Origin of the sequence: Halorubrum sp. Eb13 (assembly GCF_002252895.1) — an archaeon.
Classification (GTDB): domain Archaea; phylum Halobacteriota; class Halobacteria; order Halobacteriales; family Haloferacaceae; genus Halorubrum.
This window is the reverse complement of record NZ_NHPE01000098.1, coordinates 1-25,404: the sequence shown is the minus strand read 5'-3', so window position 1 is coordinate 25,404 and position 25,404 is coordinate 1. Positions and strand designations below refer to the sequence as shown.

At 70.8% G+C, this 25,404-nt stretch carries 23 protein-coding genes and 1 pseudogene; 18 read left to right on the top strand and 6 right to left on the bottom strand.

Annotated elements, in window-relative coordinates; translation table 11 throughout:
- Together DJ75_RS19155 and DJ75_RS12045 are read left to right on the top strand one after the other, a co-directional pair.
- A pseudogene (locus DJ75_RS19155) lies at positions 1-122 on the top strand (adenylate kinase); the annotation flags it as partial.
- Between the two features lie 75 nt (positions 123-197).
- Positions 198-1,106 (top strand): DUF106 domain-containing protein, encoded by a 909-nt coding sequence (locus tag DJ75_RS12045; RefSeq protein WP_094524703.1) that lies wholly within the window; start codon positions 198-200, stop codon positions 1,104-1,106.
- Positions 1,107-1,162: 56 nt separating this feature from the next.
- Here the strand turns inward: DJ75_RS12045 and DJ75_RS12040 are convergent, their stop codons facing one another.
- Entirely contained in the window at positions 1,163-1,870 is a 708-nt protein-coding gene (locus DJ75_RS12040) for a hypothetical protein (protein WP_094524702.1), read from the bottom strand.
- Between the two features lie 280 nt (positions 1,871-2,150).
- Entirely contained in the window at positions 2,151-3,479 is a 1,329-nt protein-coding gene (locus DJ75_RS12035) for a carboxylate--amine ligase (protein WP_094524701.1), read from the bottom strand.
- Between the two features lie 104 nt (positions 3,480-3,583).
- On the opposite strand from DJ75_RS12035, the gene DJ75_RS12030 reads away from it, so the two are divergent.
- The gene (locus DJ75_RS12030; RefSeq protein ID WP_094524700.1) at positions 3,584-4,090 is read left to right on the top strand and encodes a DUF5813 family protein; all 507 of its coding nucleotides are present in this window, start codon (positions 3,584-3,586) and stop codon (positions 4,088-4,090) included.
- A 159-nt stretch (positions 4,091-4,249) separates the two neighbouring features.
- On the top strand, positions 4,250-4,573 hold the full coding sequence (locus DJ75_RS12025; RefSeq protein ID WP_094524699.1) for a hypothetical protein: 324 nt from the start codon (positions 4,250-4,252) through the stop codon (positions 4,571-4,573).
- Between the two features lie 35 nt (positions 4,574-4,608).
- Here DJ75_RS12025 and tmk read toward each other — a convergent pair whose 3' ends face one another.
- Positions 4,609-5,208, bottom strand: coding sequence for a dTMP kinase (gene tmk / locus DJ75_RS12020; protein ID WP_094524698.1), 600 nt, complete (start codon positions 5,206-5,208; stop codon positions 4,609-4,611).
- Positions 5,209-5,370: 162 nt separating this feature from the next.
- Here tmk and DJ75_RS12015 point away from each other — a divergent pair, with 162 nt between their 5' ends.
- The 7 genes from DJ75_RS12015 (at position 5,371) to DJ75_RS11985 (ending at position 12,983) form a co-directional block, all read left to right on the top strand.
- Positions 5,371-6,735, top strand: coding sequence for a hemolysin family protein (locus DJ75_RS12015; RefSeq protein ID WP_094524697.1), 1,365 nt, complete (start codon positions 5,371-5,373; stop codon positions 6,733-6,735).
- Positions 6,736-6,786: 51 nt separating this feature from the next.
- Complete coding sequence (locus DJ75_RS12010) at positions 6,787-7,653, top strand: universal stress protein (protein WP_094524696.1); 867 nt, start codon at positions 6,787-6,789, stop codon at positions 7,651-7,653.
- A gap of 147 nt (positions 7,654-7,800) precedes the next feature.
- Positions 7,801-8,697: a complex I NDUFA9 subunit family protein gene (locus DJ75_RS12005; protein ID WP_094524695.1), complete on the top strand. Its 897-nt coding sequence runs from the start codon at positions 7,801-7,803 to the stop codon at positions 8,695-8,697.
- 157 nt (positions 8,698-8,854) lie between these two features.
- Positions 8,855-10,033, top strand: a complete 1,179-nt coding sequence (locus DJ75_RS12000; protein ID WP_170938216.1) for a tubulin/FtsZ family protein — start codon at positions 8,855-8,857, stop codon at positions 10,031-10,033.
- A 13-nt stretch (positions 10,034-10,046) separates the two neighbouring features.
- A complete protein-coding gene (gene cofC, locus DJ75_RS11995) occupies positions 10,047-10,742 on the top strand; it encodes a 2-phospho-L-lactate guanylyltransferase (RefSeq protein WP_094524693.1) in 696 nt (231 codons plus the stop codon).
- A gap of 107 nt (positions 10,743-10,849) precedes the next feature.
- Positions 10,850-12,013: a 7,8-didemethyl-8-hydroxy-5-deazariboflavin synthase subunit CofG gene (cofG, locus tag DJ75_RS11990; protein ID WP_094524692.1), complete on the top strand. Its 1,164-nt coding sequence runs from the start codon at positions 10,850-10,852 to the stop codon at positions 12,011-12,013.
- Positions 12,014-12,122: 109 nt separating this feature from the next.
- Positions 12,123-12,983, top strand: a complete 861-nt coding sequence (locus DJ75_RS11985; RefSeq protein ID WP_094524691.1) for a mechanosensitive ion channel family protein — start codon at positions 12,123-12,125, stop codon at positions 12,981-12,983.
- Between the two features lie 27 nt (positions 12,984-13,010).
- On the opposite strand, the gene DJ75_RS11980 is transcribed toward DJ75_RS11985, so the two are convergent.
- Positions 13,011-14,483, bottom strand: coding sequence for an MATE family efflux transporter (locus DJ75_RS11980; protein WP_094524690.1), 1,473 nt, complete (start codon positions 14,481-14,483; stop codon positions 13,011-13,013).
- Between the two features lie 127 nt (positions 14,484-14,610).
- On the opposite strand from DJ75_RS11980, the gene thiE reads away from it, so the two are divergent.
- On the top strand, positions 14,611-15,243 hold the full coding sequence (gene thiE / locus DJ75_RS11975; RefSeq protein ID WP_094524689.1) for a thiamine phosphate synthase: 633 nt from the start codon (positions 14,611-14,613) through the stop codon (positions 15,241-15,243).
- 69 nt (positions 15,244-15,312) lie between these two features.
- Here thiE and DJ75_RS11970 read toward each other — a convergent pair whose 3' ends face one another.
- Together DJ75_RS11970 and DJ75_RS11965 are read right to left on the bottom strand one after the other, a co-directional pair.
- Entirely contained in the window at positions 15,313-16,164 is an 852-nt protein-coding gene (locus DJ75_RS11970; protein WP_094524688.1) for an SDR family oxidoreductase, read from the bottom strand.
- 501 nt (positions 16,165-16,665) lie between these two features.
- Complete coding sequence (locus DJ75_RS11965) at positions 16,666-17,370, bottom strand: SDR family oxidoreductase (protein WP_094524687.1); 705 nt, start codon at positions 17,368-17,370, stop codon at positions 16,666-16,668.
- A gap of 150 nt (positions 17,371-17,520) precedes the next feature.
- Between DJ75_RS11965 and DJ75_RS11960 the strand changes: the two genes are divergently transcribed.
- The 6 genes from DJ75_RS11960 to DJ75_RS11935 all read left to right on the top strand — a co-directional run bounded on the left by DJ75_RS11960 (position 17,521) and on the right by DJ75_RS11935 (position 25,321).
- Complete coding sequence (locus DJ75_RS11960) at positions 17,521-19,020, top strand: NAD(P)/FAD-dependent oxidoreductase (protein WP_094524686.1); 1,500 nt, start codon at positions 17,521-17,523, stop codon at positions 19,018-19,020.
- A gap of 8 nt (positions 19,021-19,028) precedes the next feature.
- A complete protein-coding gene (locus tag DJ75_RS11955) occupies positions 19,029-19,916 on the top strand; it encodes a prenyltransferase (protein WP_394338280.1) in 888 nt (295 codons plus the stop codon).
- Positions 19,913-20,815 (top strand): bisanhydrobacterioruberin hydratase, encoded by a 903-nt coding sequence (cruF, locus tag DJ75_RS11950; RefSeq protein ID WP_094524684.1) that lies wholly within the window; start codon positions 19,913-19,915, stop codon positions 20,813-20,815. The genes DJ75_RS11955 and cruF overlap by 4 nt, the downstream gene beginning before the upstream one ends.
- A gap of 97 nt (positions 20,816-20,912) precedes the next feature.
- Positions 20,913-21,470: a diadenylate cyclase gene (locus DJ75_RS11945; protein ID WP_094524683.1), complete on the top strand. Its 558-nt coding sequence runs from the start codon at positions 20,913-20,915 to the stop codon at positions 21,468-21,470.
- 1,232 nt (positions 21,471-22,702) lie between these two features.
- Positions 22,703-23,878, top strand: coding sequence for an alpha-D-ribose 1-methylphosphonate 5-triphosphate diphosphatase (locus tag DJ75_RS11940; RefSeq protein WP_094524704.1), 1,176 nt, complete (start codon positions 22,703-22,705; stop codon positions 23,876-23,878).
- Positions 23,879-24,049: 171 nt separating this feature from the next.
- Positions 24,050-25,321, top strand: a complete 1,272-nt coding sequence (locus DJ75_RS11935) for a glycosyltransferase family 4 protein (RefSeq protein ID WP_094524682.1) — start codon at positions 24,050-24,052, stop codon at positions 25,319-25,321.
- Positions 25,322-25,404 lie beyond the last annotated feature (83 nt).

The window sequence follows — 25,404 nt, the reverse complement described above, 5'->3', positions numbered from 1 at the left end:
TCTACGACAACACCGAGCCCGTGGTCGACCACTTCCGCGACGAGGGCGTCCTCGTCGAGGTCGACGGGGAGGCGGCGCCGGACGAGGTCTTCGACCGGATCCGCGACGTCGTCGAGGCGTAAGAGCGCGCGTTCGGCGGGGCGACCCGCGCCTCGATCCTACAAGGTTCTTAACCGTCGGCCGCTAACCGACCGATAATGAGTAAGGTCGAACGGAGAGTCCGCTCGCTCGTCGACGAGGACGGCGAGATGCGGGACGCCTTAGAGATCGTCCTCGACCGCGCCACCGACGGCGAGGTCCAGTGGGTCGACGTCCGCGACGAGATCACCAGCGGCCAGTGGGGCCGCCTCATCGAGAAGGAGATCCTCGTCGACGGCGAACGCGGCTTCGCGCTCGCAGACCCCGACGAGATCGAGGCGGGGATGAACGAGAACGACGGAGACGACGGGGGGGACGTCGAGACCCCGGAGACGACGTCGTGGACGAAGTGGGACAAGCTCGCCGCCGTCGCGACGGTCGGCGCCTTCGTCGGCTACGCCGTCGGTCCCGTCCGGGACGCGATCGCGGGGGCGATCGACATCGTCCTCGGTCCCCTGCTGAACCTCGTCCCCTTCTACGTCGTCATCATGGTGATCGCGCTCGGGACCGGGCTGTACTCCACGCTGCTTCGGGCGGGGCTCATGGACATGGAGAAGATGAGCCAGTACCAAGAGCGGATGAAGGACATCCAAGACCGCCGTAAGGAGGCGAAAGAGCGCGACGACGACGAGGCGCTCGACGCCATCCAAGAGGAGCAGATGGACGCGATGGGCGACCAGCTCGGGATGTTCAAAGAGCAGTTCCGCCCGATGGTGTGGATCATGTTCCTCACCATCCCGGCGTTCCTGTGGATGTTCTGGGTGATCGGCTACCGCGGCTCCGACTCCGCGTACCCCGAGGTCGCCGCGCAGGAGCTCGTGGTGCCGCTCGCCGGGACCGTCACGTGGGACACGGGCATCGTCGGCCCGATCCAGATGTGGATCCTCTGGTACTTCCTGTGCTCGATGGCGTTCACCCAGCTCGTCCAGAAGAGCCTCAACATCCAGATGTCGCCGTCGACGTCGTAACCCGTTTTCGACGCGAAGTTCGTGTCGGTGTCGCTGATTTCAGCGGCACCACGTTCTCAGTCGGAGTTCGTCGCGCCGTTTCGGATCCGTTCGAGGGCGAATCCGAGAGCGAGCGCGCCGACGAACAGGAGGACGCTCCCTCCGACGACGGCCGTTTCAGCGGCCCGCGGGACCTGCTCGACGTCCGAGACGAACACGCGGACGTCGAACGCGACCACGACGACGGCGCCGACCCCGTTGAACGTCATGTCGAGCACCGTATCGCGGAGCCCGTAGTACTCGAGCACCGGCGGTCTGTCGATGTACTCGCCGAGGTCGCGGGCGGCCAGTTCCATGAACTCCCAGAAGACGCCGGCGCCGAGCGTGAACAGGACTGTGAAAATGGCCGCGTAGGGGCCCGAGACTTGCGATCCGAGCGCGGACGGGGCCCGGAGGCTCGCGTAGACGACTGCCGCGACGAGCGCGGCGGAGACGCTGTGTGTGAGGTGGTCCCACCACCGCACGGTGTCGTACCACCCCAGCATCCCCAGCATGTGGAGGAACCCCGCGACGGCGATCCACGCGGAGAGCGCGGGGCCGAACGCGACGTCCGCCCCGCTTGTGAGCGCGAATACGAACTCGGTGAACGTCGGAAGGGCGGCCGCGACGGCGGATGCGACCCCGTTCACGACCGCCTGGAGGTTCCGGGACCGCAGCCCGATGAGGACCGTCGCGACGATCCCCGTCGAGAAGACGAAGAAGGCGGTTTGCAGGGCGTTCGTCATGAGACGGAGGGAGGGAGTGTAACGTAGCGGTCGGCGTGCTGGTAGGCTTTACGCAGTCGCCCGCGCGCTCGTTCCGTCGGGGAGGCCGAGTCCCGCGTCGGGGCGAGCGGTAAGGGCCGCTTCGATCGAATCGAACGAGCGGGCCCCTCGGACGCGTACCGAACGAGCGGGCCCATCGGACGCGTACCGAACGAGTGGGCCCCTCGGACGCGTACTCGGCGGAGCCGCCGAGCGGGAGTTCACCGCTCGCCGCGGCGGGACGACCGCCGCGCCCGTCGCCTCAACAGGAGCAGTAGTAGTCGCGGTCGACGAACGCCGTCTCGAACAGCTTCGCGGCCGGGGCGGGGTCGGAGGGCCGGTAGACGCCGGTCGTCAGGTCGCCCTCGCGCTCGAAGGCGCCGGAGACGAGCCGCCGCCAGTCGGCGGTCGAGAGCTGGTCCCAGGAGGCGTCGTCGCCCGCGAGAAGCGAGAGGTAGTCTCGGAGGGACACCCACCGGGTCGGCTCGGTTCCGCCGGACTCGTACGCCGCGTCGGTGACCGCGGCGTAGGCGGCCATCGGGAGGTTCGCCCCCGCGGCGACGGGCATCGAGATCCACTTCCACGGGCGGGTGTTGACGTCGAGCAGGAGGTACTCCTCGCGGTCGGCGTCGAAGACGAACTCCGCCTCGCTGATCCCGTGGTAGCCGGCGTCGTCGAGCACCGCGAGCGCGCGCTCCGCGATCGCGGGCTCGTCGGCCGTCTCGACCAGACAGGACGTGCCGAACTGCTGGGGGTACCGCACCGCCGCGTTGCCGACGACCGCGAGCGCGTCGCCGGTCCCCGACGGCGGCACGTAGGAGGCGAGCGAGTGGTCCCGACCCGTCGCGATGTCGACGCGCTTCTGGGCCATCACGGCGATCCCCTCGTCGCTCGCGGCCGCCGCGACGTCCGCCAGCTCGTCGCGGTCGGCGACCTCGATCACGTTGGTGCCGAACGCCTCCTCGAAGTCGCGCTTGAGCTCGGGTTTCACCACCAGCGGGAAGCCGAGCGCGGCGGCGGCCTCGTCGACCCCGGCGTCCGGCTCGCGCGTCGCCGCCGACGCGGTCTCCGCCAGCCGGTACGTCTCGGGGTACGGCACGCCGAGCGCCTCGCAGGCCGCGTACAGCGACGACTTGTTCAACACGTCGTCGAGCGTGTCGATCCCGGCGAAGGGGAGCCGGACGCCGTCGGGGTCGGCCTCGGCGTACGCCAGCGCCCACTCGTCCATGCAGCCGAACGCGACCGCCTCGGTCCCCGCGGCGTCGACGACCGCCTCCACGTCGTCGCGGAAGCCGTCGAGGTCGTCGAGGGGGTAGCTGACCGCGCCCGCGAAGTCGACCGCGTCCGAGGGCGGGGCGAGGCCGTCGTGGCGGACCGCGTCGACGCCGTCGGAGTCGGCGTCGGCCGCGCCGACCCCCTCCCCGTCGCCGGCGCGGTCGAGCGCGATCACGGGCACGCCGTGGGCGTCGAGCGCGCGGGCGACGCCGAGTCCGGTCATGTGGGCGTTGCTGACGAGGGCCGGCGGACGGTCGAACGAGGCGTCCGCGAGCGCGTCGACGAGGGCCTCGGTCGAGAGGAACTGCGCTGCCATACCCGGCGTTCACCGTCCGGACACAAAGGCGCACCAGTATCGGCTTCGCGTGCCACTACCGGTGACGCAACGCGCTTTTGTTCGCGCCGCGCCTCTCTCTCTGTATGAGCGAGACAGAGCTTCCCGGGCGGGTCCGACGCGCGTTCGCGGACCACGGCTCCTTCGAGCCCGCGGACGACGCGGGCGTGTGGACCTCCGAAACGACCGCGTTCGACGGGACGGTCCGCGCCGAGCCCGCCGAGGACGGCCGAGTGCGGTTCGCGGTGACCGTCCGGGTGCCGACCTTCTCGGCGGCGACCGCGAGCGAGGTCGCCGAGGTGGTCGAGGAGGGGTGGACCGAGACGTTCGAGCTCCGAGTCGTCGACGTCGGCGGCGTGACGCGCGGCGACCGCGAGTTCGACCCGACCGTCGCGGTCGGCGACGACGAGATCGCCGTCGAGTTCGAGCTGACCGATATCAACGAGCGACGCGGCGTCGACGATGCGGGGGCGCTCATCGACTTCGTCGAGGGGACCTACGTGCAGGGCGTGATCCCCGGCTACGAGTACGTCGACCCCGTCGCGGGACTCCTGTCGGCGGCGCGTCAGCAGGGGAACGACGGCGCGGTTTAAGTGGGAGTCAGGGCGGACCGGCCGCGGACGCCTGCGGACCGGCCGCGGACGCTCGCGGACCGGCCGCGGACGCTCGCGGATCGGCCGCGGACGCTCGCGGATCGGCCGCCGGCAGCGCCGGGGCGATAGGGGCAAATGCCGGGAGCCCGTACGGGAGGTATGCTCGCGCTGATCGGGTTCGTCAGCCTCCTCGCCCTCGTGGCGTTCCACACGCTGGTCGCCGGGGTGACGACCCGCTTCTTCCGGCTTCGGCTGTCGACGTCGTGGGGGTCGGTGGTGTACACGATCGTGTTGACACCGATGCTCCTACTGATCTCGACGCTCGTGTTCACGGGCGCGCTCAACGTCGGCGCCGGGGTCAACCTCGGCAGCACGACCGTCCTGTTCGGACTGCTCGTCTTCCTCCCGGTCGTGCTCGGCGCGGCCATCGACTACCTCTACGTGCCCTCGCCGGAGGAGTACGAGCTGCCGGACACGCAGTAGGGGGACGACCCGGACGAAATCACGCGGGCGGCGACCTACTCCTCGACCAGGTCCGCGACGACCTCCGCGACGCGGGCCGTGACGTCCTCGGGCGACCGCGCCGCGTCGACGCGGACGAACCGGTCCGGCTCCGCCTCGATCAGCCGCTCGTAGTTGTCGCGGACCGCGGCGAGGTAGCCGTCCTGCTCGAACTTGTTCGTGCGGCCCGCGCGCTCGGCGGCGGCGCGGGCGTCCAGGTCGAGGTAGACCGTCGCGTCGGGCGGCCGCGAGAAGGGCTCGTGGACGCGTCGGATGTATTCGAGGGGGTCGACACCGCCGAGCGCGACGTCGCTCGCGTCGAGCGTCGCGGCCTGATAAGCGAAGCGGGAGTCGGAGTAGCGGTCGGAGACGACGAGGTCGCCGTCGGCGAGGGCGGGCCGAATCGTCCCGGAGAGGTGGTTCGCGTGGTCCGCGGTCAGCAGGAACAGCTCCGCGAGCGGATCGGCGTCGTCGGCCGCGATCGACCGGTCGACCGCCTCGCCGTACCAGCTGTCGGTGGGCTCCCGGGTGAACGTCGCGTCGGGGTAGCGCTCGCGGAGCGCCTCCCAGACGGTCGTCTTCCCGCTCCCGTCGAGCCCCTCCAGCGTGATCAGCATGGTCGCGCTCGGACGCGCCGGGGAATAAACGGTCCGGGTTCCGCGAGCGCGACGTGCCCTCCGGATTCCGGGGGCGTGGACGTGCCCCTTTTTAGTGACCCGCTGACGAACTACCGTCATGACCAGCCACGCTCCCGCGCCGCGACCGACAGGGAGGCATCGATGGTAGCCGTCGCGGTCTCCGTCAGTCGCGTGTTCGGCGCGCTGGTGTTGGTGGTGCTGAACGGCTTCTTCGTCGCGTCGGAGTTCGCGTTCGTCCGGGTCCGGTCCACTTCGGTCGAACAGCTCGCCGCCGAGGGTCGGCCCGGGTCGGGCGCGCTCCAGGACGTGATGGGGAGTCTCGACGACTACCTCGCGGCGACGCAGCTCGGGATCACGCTCGCGTCGCTCGGGCTCGGGTGGATCGGCGAGCCCGCGGTGGCCGCGCTCATCGAGCCCGTGCTCGGGTCCGTGCTCCCGGAGAGCGCGGTCCACCTCGTCGCGTTCGCGATCGGGTTCAGCGTCATCACCTTCCTCCACGTGGTGTTCGGCGAGCTGGCGCCGAAGACGATCGCCATCGCGCAGGCCGAGCGCATGGCGCTCATGCTCGCCCCGCCGATGAAGCTCTCCTACTACCTGTTCTCGCCCGGCATCGTCGTCTTCAACGGGGCCGCGAACGCCTTCACCCGCGCCATCGGGATCCCGCCCGCGTCGGAGACCGACGAGACGATGGGCGAACGCGAGATCCGGCGCGTCCTCGCGCGCTCGGGCGAGGCCGGCCGCGTCGACCCCAGCGAGGTCGACATGATCGAGGGCGTCTTCCAGCTCGACGACACCGTCGTCCGGGAGGTGATGGTGCCGCGGCCGGACGTGGTGACCCTCGCCGCCGAGCTGACCCTCCCCGAGATCCGCGAGACGGTGCTGGAGGCGGGACACACTCGGTACCCGGTCGTGACCGACGAGGACGCCGACCGCGTGGTGGGTTTCGTCGACGTGAAGGACGTGTTGCGCGCCGGCGAGGACGGCGACGAGTCGGCGACGGCCGCCGGCCTCGCGCGGGAGATCGTCGTCGTGCCCGAGACGACGGCGATCGGCGACCTCCTCGTCCAGTTCCGGGAGGAGCGCCGGCAGATGGCCGCCGTCGTCGACGAGTGGGGCGCCTTCGAGGGGATCGTCACCGTCGAGGACATCGCGGAGGCGCTCGTCGGCGACCTCCGCGACGAGTTCGACACCGAGCGCGGCGAGCACACGATCCGCACGCGGGAGGGCGGCGCGTACGAGGCCGACGGCTCCGTCTCCCTCTCCGTCGTCAACGACGCGCTCGGGACCGACCTCGAGGGCAACGGGTACGACACGCTCGGCGGGCTCGTGTTGGACCGGCTCGGCCGCACGCCGGAATCGGGCGACGTCGCCGAGGCCGGCGGCCACCGCTTCGAGGTCACCGCCGTCGACGGTGCCCGGATCTCGACGGTGCGGATAGCGTCGATCGACGGCGGCGACGGAGCGGGCGGCGGGAGACCGGGAGCCGGCGGCGACGGCGGCGCGTGACCGGTCGACGGGCGCGGGCGTTTTTTATCGGTCGGCCGCGACTCTCCGCGCATGTTCGACCGGATCCTGTTCCCGACCGACGGCGGCGACGGGGCGGACGCGACGTTCGACCACGTCCTCGACCTGGCCGCGGACCACGACGCGACGGTCCACGTGCTCAACGTCGCCGACACGACCCACGACAGCGTCACGCGAGTCGGTCGAGACGTGGTCGACGTGCTCGAACGCGAGGGCGAGGACGTCGTCGACGCGGCCGCGGAGCGGGCCGCTGACCGCGGCGTCGAGACCGTCACGGCGGTGCTCCAGGGCGGCGTGGGCGAGACGATCGTCGCGTACGCGGCGGAACACGAGGTCGACCTCGTCGCGATGCCGACGCGCGGGCGGGAGGGCCTCGACCAACTACTCCTCGGGAGCACGACCGAGCGCGTCGTGCGCCGGTCGCCGGTCCCGGTGCTCAGCCTCCGGCCCGACGGCGGGGCGCCGCGGTACCCGTACCGGAACGTGCTCCTGCCGACTGACGGGAGCGATCGGGCCGTCGAGGCGCTCGACCGCGCCGTGGCGCTGGCGGCGCGAAGCGGGGCGACGCTCCACGTGCTCTCCGTCGTCGACGTCGGGACCATCGGGGCCGAGGCGTACTCGGGCACCGACGCGCTCGTGTCGGCGTCCGAGGAGACGGTCGCGGACGCCGTCGCCGTCGCCGAGGCGGCGGGCGTGGAGACGGTCGAACGCGTCGAGGTCGGCTCGTCGGCGGCCCGCGGGATCCGGTCGTATATCGCGGACCACGACGTCGACCTCGTGGTCATGGGCACCCGGGGGTTGACCGGCGTCGAGCGCTACCTGCTCGGGAGCGTCGCCGAGCGCACCGTCCGGACCTCCCCGGTGCCGGTGTTGACCGTGCCGGAGAGCGACTCGGAGTGAGGCGGACGCGAGCACGGAACGAGGTCTGATCCCGGTCCTGAACGAGATTGGAGTGAGGCCGGCCGCCGAGGCCGAAACCGCGACACCGCTCCGCGCGCCGCCCGACATCGCGGTAGGTTTACGGGGGCTCCTCGCATTACTCCGCGCATGAAGGTGTTGGTAGCAGGCGGGACCGGGTTCATCGGGTCGTACCTCTGTCGCGCGCTCGCCGAGGGGGGCCACGACGTGACCGCCCTCTCCCGCTCGGGGAGCGAGACGCCGGAGGGCGTCGACGTCGTCAGGGGCGACGTCACGGACTACGACTCGATCGCCGGGGCGGTGGAGGGGCAGGACGCCGTGGTGAATCTGGTCGCGCTCTCGCCGCTGTTCGAGCCGAAGGGCGGCAACGTGATGCACGACCGGATCCACCGCGGCGGCACGGAGAACCTCGTGAACGCCGCCGAGGCGGGCGGGGTCGACCGGTTCCTCCAGCTCAGCGCGCTCGGGGCCGACCCCGACGGCGACACGGCGTACATCCGCGCGAAGGGGGAGGCCGAGGAGATCGTTCGCCGGAGCGGCCTCGACTGGACGATCTTCCGGCCGTCGGTCGTCTTCGGCGAGGGCGGGGAGTTCGTCTCGTTCACCAAGCGGCTGAAGGGGATGTTCGCCCCGGGGCTTCCGCTGTACCCGCTTCCCGGCGGCGGGAAGACCCGGTTCCAGCCGATCCACGTCGAGGACCTCGTTCCGATGTTGGTGGACGCGCTGGAGGAGGAGGAACACGTCGGCGAGACCTATGAGATCGGCGGCCCGGAGACGCTGACGCTCCGGCAGGTGACCGACCTCGTGTACGAGGCCGAACGCAAGGGCGTCACCATCGTCCCGCTGCCGATGCCGCTCGCCAAAATCGGCCTGTCGGTGCTGGGCGCCGTGCCCGGCTTTCCGATGGGGCCCGACCAGTACCGGTCGTTACAGTTCGACAACACGACCGCGGACAACGACGTCGCCGCGTTCGGCGTCGACCCCGGCGAACTGACCACGCTCGGCGCGCACCTCGGCGTGCGATGACGGGATCGATCGGGGGACTGGACGGCGATCCGGGCGACGACACCGAAGTCGCGGCGCCGTTCGTGTCACTCAGGTGGCTATCAGCGATGGTAACGGCAACCGAAGGCTTAAATATGCCTTCACGTTCTGTTTCTTTCAAAGGCCGAGGGAGCACACGATGAAACTTGCAATGATCGGATTCGGACAGGCGGGGGGGAAAGTCGTCGACAAATTCCTGGAGTACGACAAGCGGACGGGATCGGAGATCGTCCGCGCGGCCGCGGCCGTCAACACGGCCAAGGCCGATCTGATGGGCCTCGAGCACGTCGCCGAGGACCAGCGCGTACTCATCGGGCAGTCCCGGGTGAAGGGCCACGGGGTCGGCGCGGACAACGAGCTCGGCGCGGAGATCGCCGAGGAGGACATCGACGAGGTGCAGGGCGCCATCGACTCGATCCCGGTCCACGAGGTCGACGCGTTCCTCGTCGTCGCCGGGCTCGGCGGCGGTACCGGCTCCGGCGGCGCGCCGGTGCTCGCGAAACACCTCAAGCGGATCTACACCGAGCCCGTCTACGGGCTCGGGGTCCTGCCGGGTAGCGACGAGGGCGGGATCTACACCCTCAACGCGGCCCGCTCGTTCCAGACGTTCGTCCGCGAGGTGGACAACCTGATGGTGTTCGACAACGACGCCTGGCGGAAGACGGGCGAGTCCGTTCAGGGCGGCTACGAGGAGATCAACGAGGAGATCGTCCGGCGGTTCGGCATCCTCTTCGGCGCCGGCGAGATCCAGCAGGGGCAGGAGGTCGCCGAGAGCGTCGTCGACTCCTCGGAGATCATCAACACGCTCTCCGGGGGCGGCGTCTCCACCGTCGGCTACGCGGAGGAGGAGGTCGAGGAGCGCAGCTCGGGGGGACTGCTCTCGCGGCTCCGCAACGACGACGGGGGAGACGAGCTCGACAGCGCGCACACCACGAACCGCATCACCAGCCTCGTCCGCAAGGCGGCGCTGGGGCGGCTCACGCTGCCCTGTGAGATCGAGGGCGCGGAGCGCGCGCTGCTCGTGCTCGCGGGACCGCCGGAGTACCTCAACCGGAAGGGTATCGAGCGCGGGCGGAAGTGGCTCGAAGAGCAGACCGGCTCGATGGAGGTCCGCGGCGGGGACTACCCGTACCGCGGCGCCGGCTTCGTCGCGACGGTGATCCTGCTGGCGGGCGTCACGAACGTCCCGCGGATCAAGGAGCTCCAGCAGGTCGCCATCGAGGCGCAGGACAACTTGGACGAGATCCGCGAGGAGAGCGACGAGAACCTCGACGAGCTCGTCAGCGACGACAGCGACGAGCTGGAATCCCTGTTCTAGGGCGACCCTCCCGATGGAGGTCCTCGTCCCGTTCTCGACCGACCGCCCCAAGTCGCGGCTCTCCGCCGTCCTCGACCCGGACGAGCGGAAGGCGTTCGCGCGGGCGATGCTCCGCGACGTGCTCGACGCGGTCCGGGCCGCCGACGGCGACTCGCGGGTGCTCGCCACCGGCCCGGTCGAGGCCGACCTCGCGTGCCCCGTCGACGTCGACGAGCGGCCGCTGACCGACGCGGTCAACGCGGCGCTCGACGCGCGGGTCGACGACTCTCCGGAGGACGCGACGCCCGTCGCGGTCGTCATGGCCGACCTCGCGCTCGCGACGCCCGAGGCGCTCCGGGAGCTGTTCGCGGCCGGTCGCGAGGCCGACGTCGCGATCGCGCCCGGTCGCGGCGGCGGGACGAACGCCTTCGTCGCGAGCCACCCGGCGTTTCGGGTGGATTACCACGGCGCTTCCTACCTCGACCACCGGCGGATCGCCGCGGAGGTCGGCGCGAGCGTCGCGGTCGTCGACTCCCACCGGCTCGCGACCGACGTGGACGAGCCGGCGGACCTCGCGGAACTGCTGATCCACGCCGAGGCGGACGGCGTGGAAGGCGGCGACGACGGCACGGACGACGACGCCGACGGCGGCAGGGCGGCGCGGTGGCTCCGCGACGCCGGCTTCGCGCTCGACGCGACGGACGGGCGGGTCGGCGTCGAACGGGAGTGAGCCGGGACGGACCGCATCCGAGCGACCGGGGCGTCGAGCGCGAAGCCGACGGGCGCGAGGGATCCGGGACCGCGATCCTTTTTGAACCGCGAGCGTGAGAAGCGGACGTGTTCACGGCGGCCGGCGAGTACGGGATCGACCTCTCGATCGACGCGGACCGCGTGGAGCGGCTGCTCTCGGTGACGCCCGCCGACGTCGACCCCGCGGAGCGGCTCACCTTCGCCCGGAACGTCTTCGTGCCCCTGACGACCGCCTGCCGGTACACCTGCACCTACTGCACCTACTACGACGTGCCGGGCGAGGCCTCCCTGCTCTCGCCGGCGGAGATCCGCGAGCGCTGCCGCGTCGGCGCCGACGCCGGCTGCACGGAGGCGCTGTTCACGTTCGGCGACGAGCCGGACGACCGGTACACCGAAATCCACGAGACGCTCGACGAGTGGGGGTTCGACTCGGTCCACGACTACCTGTATCGCGCCTGCGAGATCGCCTTGGAGGAGGGGCTGCTCCCGCACTCGAACCCCGGCGACCTCACGGAGGCGCAGTTCGCGGAGCTGCGGGAGGTGAACGCCTCGATGGGCGTCATGCTGGAGACGACCGCCGACGTCGACGCGCACTCGGGGGGCCGCCGAAAGACGCCCGGCCAGCGGCTCAACACGATCCGGGCCGCGGGCCGGCGGGGCGTCCCGTTCACCACTGGGGTCCTCGTCGGCATCGGCGAGGATTGGCGGGACCGCGCGGAGAGCCTGCTCGCGATACGTCGGCTCCACGAGCGCCACGGCCACGTTCAGGAGGTGATCGTGCAGAACGTCGTCCCGAACGAGCGGTCGGACTTCGCGAAGCCCGATCTCCGGACGATGCGCCGCGTCGTCGCGATGGCCCGGGCGGCGCTCCCCCCGGAGGTGTCGGTACAGGTCCCGCCGAACCTCTCGCCCGCGGCCGACCTCGTCGACTGCGGGATAGACGACCTCGGCGGCGTCTCGCCGGTGACGGACGACTACATCAACCCGGCCTACGAGTGGCCCGACCTCGACGGCCTCCGGGCGGTCGCCGACGCGGGCGGGATGCCCCTCCGCGAGCGGCTCCCGACCTACGCGCGGTACCTCCCGGACGACCTCCGACCGGCGGGCGTCGACCCCGCCCGCTCGCCGGCGGGCCGCGACGGGTGGCTCCCCTCCGCGGTGATCGACCGGATCCGCGCGGACGACGTCCACGGGCGGCGGCTTCGCGGGGTCGCCCGCGGCGACGGACCGCTCGCGGTCCGCGGCGACTGAGCGGACCCCGGTTCGCGGGTCGCGTGCGGCTCCGAACCGGGCGACGGACCCGGGATAAACAACTGCGCTGCCAGTAGCTTCTTTAAATACCTCTCCGAATGGGTGCGTGATGCTACCACTACAGTTCGGCGGGTTCGGATTGAGCGCGGCCCTGACGGGGATCCTCTTCTCGGTGGCCCTGTTCCTCGTCGGGTTCGTGGGCGTGTTGCTGCTGGGCAAGGTCGTGCTCGTGCCGGCGGTCAAACGGGTGTTGAGGTCGCGAGGGTTCGACGAGGCCGTTCTCAGCCTCGGGTCGAGCGTGGCGAACGCCGTCGTCTGGGTGGCGGCGATCGCCATCGGATTCACGATGGCGGGCTACGGCGCGTTCCTCTCGGCGTTCGCCGTCTTCGGCGGCGCCATCGCGCTCGCGGTCGGCTTCGCCGCGCAGGACCTCCTCGGCAACTTCGTCGCCGGGATATTCATCCTGAAGGACAAGCCGTTCGAGGTCGGCGACTGGATCGAGTGGGACGGGAACGCCGGCCGCGTCGAGGACATCGACCTGCGCGTCTCGCGGGTCCGGACGTTCGACAACGAGCGGATCACGGTACCGAACGGCGACCTCGCGAACGGCGCCGTCACCAACCCGGTCGCCTACGAGACACTGCGCCAGAAGTTCGTCTTCGGGATCGGCTACGACGACGACATCGCGCAGGCGACCGACATCATCGTGGAGAAGGCGCAGGCGCACGAGGAGATCCTCGACGACCCGGGCGTCTCGGTCCGGCTCGTTGAGCTCGGCGACTCGGCCGTGGGGCTCCAGTCGCGCTGGTGGATCTCGGACCCGGACCGCGGCGACTTCGTCCGGGTGCGCTCGGAGTACGTCACCGCGGTGAAGGAGGCGTTCGACGAGGCCGGCATCGACATGCCGTACGTCCACCGACAGCTCACCGGCAGCGTCGAGGTCCTCGAGTCGGTCGCCGACGACGAGTGACGGGTCGGCCCGCGAGAGCCGTTTCGGTTAGTCGGTCGACGCGTCGCCCTCCGCCGCGTCCGGCCGGTACTGTCGGCTGACCGCCTGCCACCGGTCCGAGCGGAACCGCGAGAGGTTCAGCCCGGCCGGGACCAGCTTCTCCGCGATCACCGCCGCGTACAGCCCGCCGACGCCGAGCGGCGTCACCAGCCCGAGCAGCGCGGCCGGGAGCGCGACGACGTACAGCCCGACCATCGACGCGAGGAACGGCCAGCGGGTGTCGCCGGCGCCGCGGAGCGACCCCGTCACCGAGCCGTCGACGCCGAGCGGGAAGGCGGACACCGCGGCGACGACGACGAAGGCGGCGGTCGCGGCCACGGCCGCCGGGTCGTCGACGAACACGCCGGCGATCGGGTCGGCGGCCAGCAGGACCGCGACCGACGCGAGGGCGTACACGACCGCCGACAGCCGGATCACGTCGCGGCCGTACTCGGTCGCGAGCGACTCCTCGCCCGCGCCGAGCCGCTGCCCGACGAGCGTGCTCGCGGCGATGGAGAAGCCCCAGCTGAAGCTCCCGAGGAGCGCCCGGACGCGCCGCCCGACCTCGAGGGCCGCGACGGTGGCGTCGCCGAACGAGGAGGCGATCCACAGCAGGGGGAACACGGCGACGCCCTCGGCCACGCGGCGAGCGATCAGGGGCGCGGAGACCCGGAGGAGCTGTCGGACCAGGCCGGCGTCGATCCACGGGCCGTCTCGCCCGATCGGGATCGGCGAGGCGCCGCGCCCGAAGTACGACCGGCCGGTCATCCCCCACGAGAGCGCGACCCCGACGGCGGCGACGGAGACGGCGGTGCCGAGCCCCGCGCCGAACACGCCGAGGCCGGCGCCGAGCACGAGCCAGGCGGTGAGCGCGACGTTGAGGAGCGCGCCCCCGGCCCGGACCACCATCGGCGTGAACGTGTCGCCGACGCCGGCGTACGTGCGGCTCGCGATCATGTTGAAGAACTCGAAGGCGAGCGCCGGCGCGGTGACGGCGAGGTACACCGTTCCGGCCCGGAGGGCGGTCCCCTCGCCGCCGACGAGGGCGATCAGGGGCTCCGCGAACGCGACGAAGCCGACGACGATGGGCGTGGCGAGCGCCAGCGCGACGAGGAGAGAGGCCTTGACGACGAGCGCGGCGCGGTCGCCCTCGCCGCCGCCGTAGTTCTGCGAGACGAGCGACACCGTCCCGCCGGCGAGCCCGATCGAGACGAACTTCGCGAGCTGCCAGTAGGCGAACGCGAACGCCAGCCCGGCGACGGAGGGCGCCCCGAGCGCGATCCCGACGACCGCCAGGTCGACCGTGTTCTTCGACATGATCGCGAACCCGGTGACGACCCGGGGCCACGCGAGGTCGAGGGTCTCCCCGAGCCGGTCGCGGTCGATGACGCCGGCGCGGTCGAGCCCGTCCGCCGTCGCCGAGCCGAGCCGCGAGAGCGCGGAACGGAGTCGGGCGGCCGCCGCCCGGAGTCGTGATCGCATCACCGTCGGTACGGGGCGGCGCGGCTTGGGTCTGTTCACCGCGGCGGGTCGCGGGGGGCGTCCCGATCCGCGCGGGACCGTCGCTCGAACGGTAGCTTTTCACGGCGACCGCCCGAAGGTACAACTAATGAATACCACTGAGTGGCGGACGTACCTCGTGACGCAGTCGAGCCGGTCGGCGGGCCGCGACACCGAGGCGGTCGTCGAGGCGGCGCTCGCGGGCGGCGTCGACGCCGTGCAGCTCCGCGAGAAGGACGCGCCCGACGCGGAGCGGTACGAGGTCGGGACGCGGCTGCGCGAACTCACGGCCGACGCCGGCGTCCCGCTGATCGTCAACGATCGGGTCGACATCGCGGCCGCTATCGACGCCGACGGCGTCCACCTCGGGCAGTCGGACCTCCCGATCGAGGTCGCGCGCGAACAGCTCGGCGACGACGCGATCGTCGGGCGCTCGACCTCGACGGTCGAGCAGGCGGAGGCGGCCGCGGCGGCGGGCGCCGACTACCTCGGCGTCGGGGCGGTGTACGGGACGCGCACGAAGGACGTGCCGGACGCGAGAGACGGGATCGGGACCGAGCGGGTCCGGGAGATCGCGAGGGCGGTCGACCTCCCGGTTATCGGGATCGGCGGGATCGACGCCGACAACGCGGGCGCGGTGGCCGCGGCCGGCGCGGCGGGGGTCGCGGTCGTCTCCGCGATCACCGCCGCCGAGGACCCGGAAGCGGCGACCGCCGCGCTCCGGGAGGCGGTCACGGAGTGACGACGGGTCGCGACGGCCTCCATGCGGTTTCGGCGCCGGCGACGCGTCGTCGCCGCACCGGGGGCGAGGTCACGCCTCGCGCTCGAACGACGGGTCGAACAGCCGCGCCGACATCGGCGCCGGGTCGCCCTCGGTGAGGTTGTAGTCGGAGAAGTCGGTGACGCCCGCCTCCCGGAGCAGCGCCTCGTCGTAGAAGCTCTCGCCGGTGCACTCCGAGGGGTCGCGCGCGAGGATCTCGAGCACCGCGTCGGAGACGATCTCCGGGGTGCGCCAGTCGTCCTCGGTCCCGAGCCCGAAGTAGCGGGTCGCGCGGGTGTCGATCGTCGTCACCGGCCAGAACGTGTTACAGCCGACGTCGTCGCTCGCCAGCTCCTCGGCCAGCGAGAGCGTGATGAACGACATCCCGAGCTTCGACCACGCGTACGGCGCCTTCCCGGGCGAGCGGTCGGTCACGACCGGCGGCGAGTTCGACAGGAACCACGCCTCGTCGAGCCCCGCGAGGTGGTCGGCGAAGGCGTGCGCGACGAGGTGGGTCCCGCGGACGTTCACGTCGGTCAGGAGGTCGAACCGATCGGCCGGCAGGTCGGCGACGTTCGCGAGCTGGATCGCGCTCGCGTTGTTGATCACGACGTCGACCTCGCCGAAGCGGTCGATCGCCGCCCCGACCGCCGCCTCGACGCGGTCCTCGTCCCGGAGGTCGAGTTCGAGCGCGAGCGCCTCGGCGCCGCGGTCGCGCACCTCGCGGGCCGTCCGCTCGATCGACCCCGCCAGCTCGGAGTCGTCGTCGTCGGTCGTCTTGCCCGTCGAGACGACGTTACAGCCGCGGTCGGCGAGCGCGAGCGCGAGTTGCTTGCCGATGCCGCGGGTCGTTCCGGTGATGAACGCCGTCGAGCCCGAGAGGTCGGGGTCCGCGAGTGCCATATCCCCCGTTCGACCGACCGAGGGATAATTCTCGGTGTCCGGGCCGCGGAATCGGCGAGACGATATTTAAATATCAATAAGCGAAGACAACGATCACTTGTGAATAACAACCGCGGTGGCGCGTGCCTCCGAGCGCCCTTCGGGCGCGAGGAGCACGCGCGAGGGAGGCGGTCGCCCGAGCGAAGCGATGGGCGACCGGCGAGGCTGTGGAGGCGTGAGGTGCGGTCGCTGTGTGGGGCGGGACTCAAAGGGGCAGCCGCGCTCGAAGAACCCCAGCGACGCAAGGACCACAGGGAGCGTAGCGACCGAGGACCGCAGCAAACTGTGGGAGTCGAGCGCGGCTGGGGCTTTGGAGGTGTTCTTCGCCGATCCGTCAGCGACTATTTATAAGCGAGCGGCTGGGGCTTTGGAGGTGTTCTTCGCCGATCCGTCAGCGGCTATTTATAAGCGAGCGGCTGGGGCTTCGGAGGTGTTCTCCGCCGATCCGAACTCGTTCGAGTCCTATCGCGTCGCCGACTTCCACTCGCGCAGCCCCAGTCGCTCGCCGTTCAGCTCCTCGGCGGGCGCCTCGGTGGCCGCCCAGACGAACAGCGGCGCGACGCTCTCGGGGTCGCGAGCGCGCTCCATGCCGGTGAGGTCGGTGGCGACGAGTCCCGGGTCGACGACGCCGACCGTCGCGTCAAGGTCGGCCGCGAACCCGCGCGCGACCGCCTCGGCCGCCGCCTTCGAGACCGCGTACGCGCCCATCCCGGCCTTCGACTCGTGGGCGACCGACCCCGAGGGGACGATCACCCGCGCGTCGTCGGCGAGGTGCGGGACCGCCTCGCCGATCGTCGCGAAGGCGCCGCGGGCGTTGGTGCGCATGGTGTCGTCGTAGTCGGCGTACGAGACCTCGTCCGTCGGGCTCTCGCCGGGGCCGCCGTGAAAGACGGCGGCGTTCGCGAGCACGACGTCGATCGGTCCCCCCTCGCGGGCGGCCCGCTGGAAGAAGCGCTCGAGGTCGAACTCGTCGCGGACGTCGACGCGCTCGCCCCACGCCTCGCCGGCGGCGCCCTCCCCGTCGCCGTTCAGCTCCGCGACGGTCCGATCGACCGCGTCGCCGTCGCGGCCGGAGACGGCGACGAACGCCCCCGCCTCGACGAACGCCTCGGCAACCGCCCGCCCGATCCCGCTCGTTGCGCCGGTGATCGCGACCGTCGGATCCATATGCGAATCGGTAGGGGCGTCGGCGACTTAGGCGTACCCACTCGCCGCGTCGGATCGGCGGCCGTCGGCGGCGGAGCCGAGACGGGCGGAGCGGGGGACCGCCGCCGCGTCTGGCCGGTATTTATACCGCCGCCGCCCCTACGATCTAACATGGACGTGGCCCCGGACATCGACGCCGTGGCCGGCGAATCCGTCGTCGTGATCGGCGGTGGATTCGGCGGTCTCTCGACAGCCTGTTACCTCGCGGACGCCGGCGCGGACGTGACCCTCTTGGAGAAGAACGAACAGCTCGGCGGGCGCGCGAGCCGACTGGAAACCGACGGGTTCCGCTTCGACATGGGCCCCTCGTGGTACCTGATGCCGGACGTGTTCGAGCGCTTCTTCGGCCACTTCGGCCGCTCGCCCGACGAGTTCTACGAGTTAGAGCGGCTCGACCCCCACTACCGCGTGTTCTGGAAGGACGGCGACAAGGTCGACGTGCTCCCGGACCGCGAGGCGAACCGGGAGCTGTTCGAGGAGTACGAACCCGGCGCAGGCGAGGCGTTCGAGGCGTACTTAGCGGAGTCGGAGCGGACGTACAACATCGGGATGGAGCACTTCGTCTACGAGGACCGGCCGCGCCTCCGCGACTACGTCGACAAGGACGTGCTCCGGTACTCGTGGGGGCTCTCGCTTTTGGGCAAGATGCAGGGACACGTGGAGGACTACTTCGACCACCCGAAGCTCCAGCAGCTGATGCAGTACACCCTCGTCTTCCTCGGCGGCTCGCCGTACAACACCCCGGCGCTGTACAACCTGATGAGCCACGTGGACTACAACATGGGCGTCTACTACCCCGAGGGCGGGATCGGCGCCGTCGTCGACGGGATCGTCGAGCTCGGCGACGACCTCGGCGTGGAGTACGTCACCGACGCCGAGGTGACGGGGATCGAGGGGCGCCGCGGCGCGTTCGCGGTCGACACCGCCGACGGCGAGCGCTACCTCCCGGACCTGGTCGTCTCCGACGCCGACTACGCGCACACCGAACAGGAACTGCTCCCGCCGCGCAAGCGGCAGTACACCGAGGCGTACTGGGAGTCGCGGACGTACGCCCCCTCCGCGTTCCTGTTGTACCTCGGCGTCGAGGGCGACGTGCCGAACCTCGAACACCACACGCTGGTGCTGCCGACGGCGTGGGACGGTCACTTCGAGCAGATCTTCGACGACCCGGCGTGGCCCGACGACCCCGCCTACTACCTCTGCGTGCCCTCTGAGACCGACGACACGGTGGCGCCCGAGGGGCACAGCAACCTCTTCGCCTTGGTCCCCGTCGCGCCCGGGCTCGAGGACACGCCCGAACTGCGCGAGGAGTACCGCGACCTCGTGTTGGACGATATCGCCGAGAACACCGGAACGGAACTCCGCGACCGGATCGTCGTCGAGGAGACGTTCAGCGTCGACGACTTCGCCGACCGGTACAACAGCTATCAGGGGAGCGCGCTCGGCCTGGCGCACACCCTGCGACAGACCTCGCTGCTCCGGCCGTCCCACGAGTCCGACGCGGTCGACGGGCTCTACTTCACGGGGTCGACGACGACGCCCGGCATCGGCGTCCCGATGTGTCTCATCAGCGGACAGATAACGGCGGAGACGGTCTCGAAGACGGCGTGAGGAAAGCCGTGACCGACACAGCGACCGACTCCGGCCGGCGGGCGTTCGCCGAGGACCTCCGGTACCTGCTGGTGTTGTCGCGGCCGCGCTTCTGGCTGTACCTCGCGGGCCCCGTCGCGGTCGGCGTCACGTACGGTATCGGCGACGTGAGCGAGCTGTTCACGCCGACGACCGTCGCGCTGGCGGCGTACTTCCTCGTCCCCGCGAACGTCTTCCTCTACGGCGTCAACGACGCGTTCGACGCCGACATCGACGAGCTGAACCCGAAGAAGGAGGACCGCGAGGCGCGCTGGCGTGGGAGCCGCCTCGTCGCGGTCGCGGTGCTCGCGTCGGCGCTCGCGGGGCTCGCCACCTTCGCGCTCGCGCCGCGGGTCGCGTGGCCGTACCTCGCCGGGTTCCTCCTGCTGTCGGTGGGGTACAGCGCCCCGCCGGTGCGGTTCAAGACGACGCCGTTCCTCGACTCCGTCTCGAACGGCCTGTACATCCTCCCCGGCGCGGCCGCGTACGCGACCGTCGCCGGGGTCCACCCCCCGCTCGCGGCGCTCGCGGGCGCGTGGCTCTGGACGATGGGGATGCACACGTTCTCCGCGATCCCCGACATCGAACCGGACCGGGCCGCCGGGATCCGGACGACGGCGACGCTGCTCGGCGAGGGACGGACGTACGCCTACTGCTTCGCGTGCTGGGCCGTCGCCGCGGCCGCGTTCGCCTCGGTCGACCTCCGGCTCGGGGCGCTGCTCGGCGTGTATCCGGTCTTCGTCGCGTGGGTCGCCGCCTCGTCGGTGTCGGTCGACCGCGCGTACTGGTGGTTCCCGGCGCTGAACACCGCCGTCGGCACCCTGCTGGCGATGGGCGGGCTGTGGCGCGTCTACCCGATCACGGAGGTGCTCGCGTGAGCGACCCGGACGGATCGGCGGGGTCCGCGAGGTCGGCCGAGTCGGCCGCGTCCGGCGTCGACACGCTCCGAGCGCGGCTTCCCGACACGCGCCGCGAGGCGGAGCGCCTGCTCGACCGGACCGTCCGCGAGAACCGGTTCACCATCGCCGTGCTGTTCCCGCTCGTCGGCGCGCTCGCCCTGGTCGGCAGCGCGGAGGGATGGGTGCCGGAGCCGTTCGCCTTTCACCCGTGGTTCGTGCTGTTCGGGGTGTTGGTGATGCGCTCGCCGCTCGTCGTCGGGGTGTTGCCCGCGCTCGACCGCCGCGCGCTCGGGTGGATCGGCGTCCTGACCGCGTACACCTACGCGATCGAACTGGTCGGCGTCGTCACGGGGTGGCCGTACGGAAACTTCGAGTACGTCGTGGACCTCGGGCCGATGCTCGGCGGCGTGCCGGTCGCGCTCCCGGTCTTTTTCATCCCGCTCGTGGTCAACGCGTACCTGCTCTGTCTCCTCCTCTTGGGCCCGCGGGCCTCGAACGGCTGGCTCCGGCTGGCGACCGTGATCGCCGCGGTCGTCGCGATGGACGTGGTGCTCGACCCCGGCGCGGTCGCGCTCGGCTTCTGGAGCTTCGGCGGCGGGAGCTTCTACGGCGTCCCGCTCTCGAACTACGCCGGCTGGGTGGTGTCGGCGACGGTCGCGGTCGTCACGCTCGACCGCGCGTTCGCGGGGACGACGCTCCGCGACCGCCTGCGCGACTGCGAGTTCATGCTCGACGACATGGTGAGCTTCGTGATCCTCTGGGGCGGGATCAACCTCTGGTACGGGAACCCCCTCCCGGCCGCCGTCGCCGCCGCGTTCGGCGTCGGACTCCTCCGAGCGGACCGGTTCGACGCGCGGCTGTTCACCCCGTGGGAGTGACTCCCCGACCCGACTCGGTATCGCTTATATACGTCCCCCTCCTTTCCGGTGATATGAGCGTTCAGGAGAGTCGCGCGCGGCCCGGCGAGGAGGGGGAATGAGTCGGCTAACGATCGAGTACGGCGCTCACGAGCGCGTCAGCGAGGTCGTCGACCGGCTGACGTACTGCGCCGAGCACATCAGCGTCGCGTTCGACGGGTGGGAGGAGCCGCACGTCAAGGGACCGGGACTGTACTTCGCGGTCGTCGCCGACCGCGGCTACGGCGCGTACGCCGACGCGATGGGGGACAACCGCTGGCCCCGGGAGGACTGCGCGTCGGTCTTCGACGAGGACGCGTTCGTCGACGCCGCCAGGACGGTGAGCGTCGAACGGGACGGGGGGATCGTCGTCGCCGTCGACGGCGAGGTCGAGGAGCAGATGGTTCGCTTCCGCGACCTCGGCACCCGGAGCGGCGAGTCCCGGCTCGTCGACGACGTGAGCTACGAGCCGTGGATGGGGTCGCGGCACATGAGCGCGATCGAGACCTCGGTCCGGCCGGAGGTCGTGGCGACGGTAACGCTGAGCGAGGAGACGGGGCGTGTGAGCGTCTTCCGCGACGGCGATGCAACGTCGATGCGGCGCAACGAGATCGGCGGCGAGTGGCGCGCCGAGTAGGCGCCGGACGAAGATTTCGGTGTCGTCGACCGCGTTTCTACCCCCGAGCCCGGACGTCGTTCAGGTCGGGAGCCGACGGCGAGGCGGCGGGACCTCCGAGTGCCCGCGTCCGGGAGTTTTCCTCCGACGGAGACGGAGACCCATCGAGCCGGACGTCGCGGTGCGATCGGAGACGCGGCGCGGGCTGTCGAAGTTCGGTGTCCCCGCCGCTGTACCGCACTACTTTCCGTCATGCAGATATCATCGACTTCTTATAAATCTGGGTTCGTGCGGTCATTCGACCGCTTGCGGCCCGACTCGGAGAGCCGGTCGACGGCCCGCGGATCGAACGGGTCCGTACCACGTCGCAGTCGACGGAACCCCCAGTCGGATCGACGACCCGCGCGACCGGTCTGACGCAACCGTCGGTTCGCGACCGATGAAATCGCTCTCGTTCGGCCGCGTCCGCCGAGGGTACGGATTCTCGACGGCGATGGCGCTCACAGAGTTGCGATGGCGCTTACAGAGTTGCGATCGCGCCTGCAGAGTTGGGATCGCGCCCGCAGAGTTGGGATCGCGCTTGCAGCGGTCCGCGGGGAACCGCGGGTGGCCACTGCGACTCGCCTCGCGGTGGAGTCCCGTGGGTCCACGTTGCGCGTCACCGAACCGGACTCCGATTCCGAGGCGAGATGCGGCCGGACCGAAACGGAAATAAATATAATAAAAGTGGTAGTATATAGAATATACCAGTTTTTATACTATTGTAACGCCGATCCGACGGTCGTCGAAACGGCGTCGCGATACGCGACCCTCGTCGCAGTCCGGTCGACCCGGACAGCGCCGCCGTCGACGGCGGCGAGGTCGAAAGGGCGTCGCCCGGCCGATCCGTGCGGTCGCATCGCAAGCCCAATCGGTCGAGTCGCCCGCCGGGCACCGGCTTCCGAACGGGTCATCGGCTTCCGAAGGGGGGTCGCGTGTGGGCGATGCAGATTCTCGGATTCCTCGGGGTCGGTGGTCTCGACTCGTGCAGACCGTTCGCAACGGGGCGGAGGCGCCGTCGGAGACGAGTCGGGAGTTGCCTCGGAGAACACCCGTGAAGACCCGTCTGCGTCGCGTTTTAGCCCTCCGATAGCCGAGTTCCGCCGACTTCCGCGGCTCTGAACGAGTGATTAATAAAGATAGCGCCGGCCCAGAGTTCGGCTCATGTGCCGACGGACAGAACGGTCGCTCGCGCCGGCCGACGGGTGGCGGAGATGACCGATCCCGTCGAGATCCGGAACGGTTCGATCGTGACGCCGCACGGGGTCATCGAGGGCGGACGCATCGTCCTCGCGGACCGTCGCGTCGCCGAAGTGGGTGACGCCGGGACGGAACCGATCCCCGAGGCGACGACGGTTGACGCCGATGGGAACGTGGTGATGCCCGGGCTCGTCGACCTCCACGGGGACGACGTCGAGGACGAGTTGTATCCGCGATCCGGCGCGCGCGTCGACGCGCGAGAGGCCGTGATCGCCGCCGACCGCAGGAACGCCGCTGCCGGGATCACGACGAAGTTCCACGCGATCGCGTTCGAGGAGACGCCGTCGGAGGACCGCTCGATCGCCGACGCGACCGACCTGGGTCGGGCGATCGCCGGCGCGGAGGAGACGCTATGCGACAACCGGATCCACGCGCGGTGCGAGCTCTCGGAGGAGAGCGTCGGAGCCGTCGAATCGCTCCTCGAGGCGGTCCCCGTCGATCTCGTGTCGGTGATGCATCACTCCCCGGACGGCGGACAGTTCGACGACGAGGAGTTCAGCGACCACTACGTCGAGCAGCGGGACTGCACGCGGGAGTCGGCCGCGACGCTCGCGGTCCGACGCCGAAACACCTCGACCCGGCAGCGCATCGAGTTCATCGGCCGGGTGGCCGCCCTCGCCCGCGACCGGGGAGTACCGCTCGCGTCCCACGACGACGACTCGCCCGAGGCGGTCGACAGAATGGCCGCGATGGGCGCGTCGATCAGCGAGTTCCCGGTGACGCTGGAGGCGGCGGCGCGAGCGACGTCGGAACACGGCGTCGCGACGACGATGGGCGCTCCAAACCTCGTTCGCGGCGGGAGCCTCTGGGGGAACCTGGACGCGCGGGAGGCCGTCGACGCCGGCGTCGTCGACGCCCTCTGCACGGACTACCACCCGCAGTCGCTGCTGAAGGCCCCGTTCGTCGACACCGGCGAACCGCTGGCGACCCGAGTCGCCCGAGTCACGGTCAACCCCGCGGAAGCCGTCGGGCTCTACGACCGCGGCCGACTTCGGAGGGGCGCCCGTGCCGACGTGCTCGTCGTCGATCCCGACCCGACCCCGACCGTCGAACGCGTCTACGTCGGCGGGCGGGAGGCGGTACGGACGACCCGCCCAGACGACGCCCGCGAACGCGTCCCGACCGCCTGAGGCGCGTCATCGCCGCCGTCGTTCGGTACGGCCGTGAGTCGTCGCGGCCGCGGTTCGTCGCGACTGACGGTCCGACCCGTCGAGAGGCGGCGCCGGCGCCCGAGCTGAACGGAGAGGACGGACCCCGATTACTCTCCAGATAAATATCCCCAACAGAACGCCAGTAGGCACATGACCGAACCGAATCTCGACGTCGGGTTCGTCCCCGTCGAGTGCCCGGGACAGGGGAAGACCGGGGCCGCGAACACGTCCTCCCTGTTGATCGAGACGCTGTCGCACCGGCACGATCTGACCGTCTACGTGGTCACACAGCAGGAGGCGCGGCGGGCGGACCTCCCGGCGCGGGACCGCGTCGAGTACGTCGTCCAAGACGATCTCTCGATGCTGCCGCACCCGATCGCGACGAAACAGGATGCGCTGCGCTCGAAACGAACCGAACTCGAGGCTCACGACCTCGTGCACTCCTACTCGTCGGCGTTCATTCCCACGCTCGCGACGCTCGACTGCCCGACGCTCGCGACTCTCAACTCCTATCTCGCCGTGTGTCCGACCGCCAGCTTCCGATACCACGGCCGGGAGAGCTGTTCGGGTCCGGGACCGCTGAAGTGCGCCGGCTGCGTGCCGGCGACCGCGATCAACCGACGGAACGGGGCGGAGTCGGAGGCGAAGGCCGCCTACCTCGCGGCCGGTCGGGCGCCGCTGGTGAAAGAGTCGATCGAGCGGTGCGACGAGGTCACGGCCTATCAGGCGCTCGCTCCTCACCTCCGCGACGACTACGTCGGCGTCGGGTTCGATCGGGACCGGATCCGCGTCATCCCGCACTTCTACGACGAGCGGTTCTGCGCCGAGCCGCCGGAGACGAAGCCCGCTCGGCCCCGAGCGACCGCGGAGGATCCGGTCCGACTCCTCTACGCCGGGTCGCTACGACAGATCAAGGGCGTCGACGTCCTCTTTCGGGCGTTACCGGCCCTCTCGGACCGCGGGGTCGAGGCGGAGCTGCACGTGGCCGGCACCGGCCCCCTCGAGGATCGACTTCGAGAGATCGCCGACACCCTCGGCACGGGCGACCGGATCGTCTGGCACGGGTTCCTCGAACGGGAGGAGCTCGCGTCTCAGTACCGGAAGGCGGACGCGTTCGTGTACCCCGGCGTCATCGACGAACCGTTCGGCCGCGTGATGCTGGAGGCGCTCGCCAGCCGGACGCCGATCGTCAGCTCCGACACCGGGAGCATGGCGGCGATCGTCGGCGACGCCGGGGTCCTGTTCGAACCGGGGGACGAGGAACGGCTCGCTGCGGCGGTCGAGCGGCTCATCGCCGAGTATCCCGCGCGGTGCGACGCGATCGGGGACCAGCTCGCGACGTTCGCCCCCGAAACGGTGCTCGAAGAGTTCTGCGACCTCTACCGCGAGACGGTCGAGACGGCCGATAGATCCGGTCGTTGAGCCGGACCGTTCACGGTCGCGGACCGCGTTCCGACGTGCGGTCAGGGCAACCCGCGCGTGCCGTCGCTCGTCGACCCGGCCCT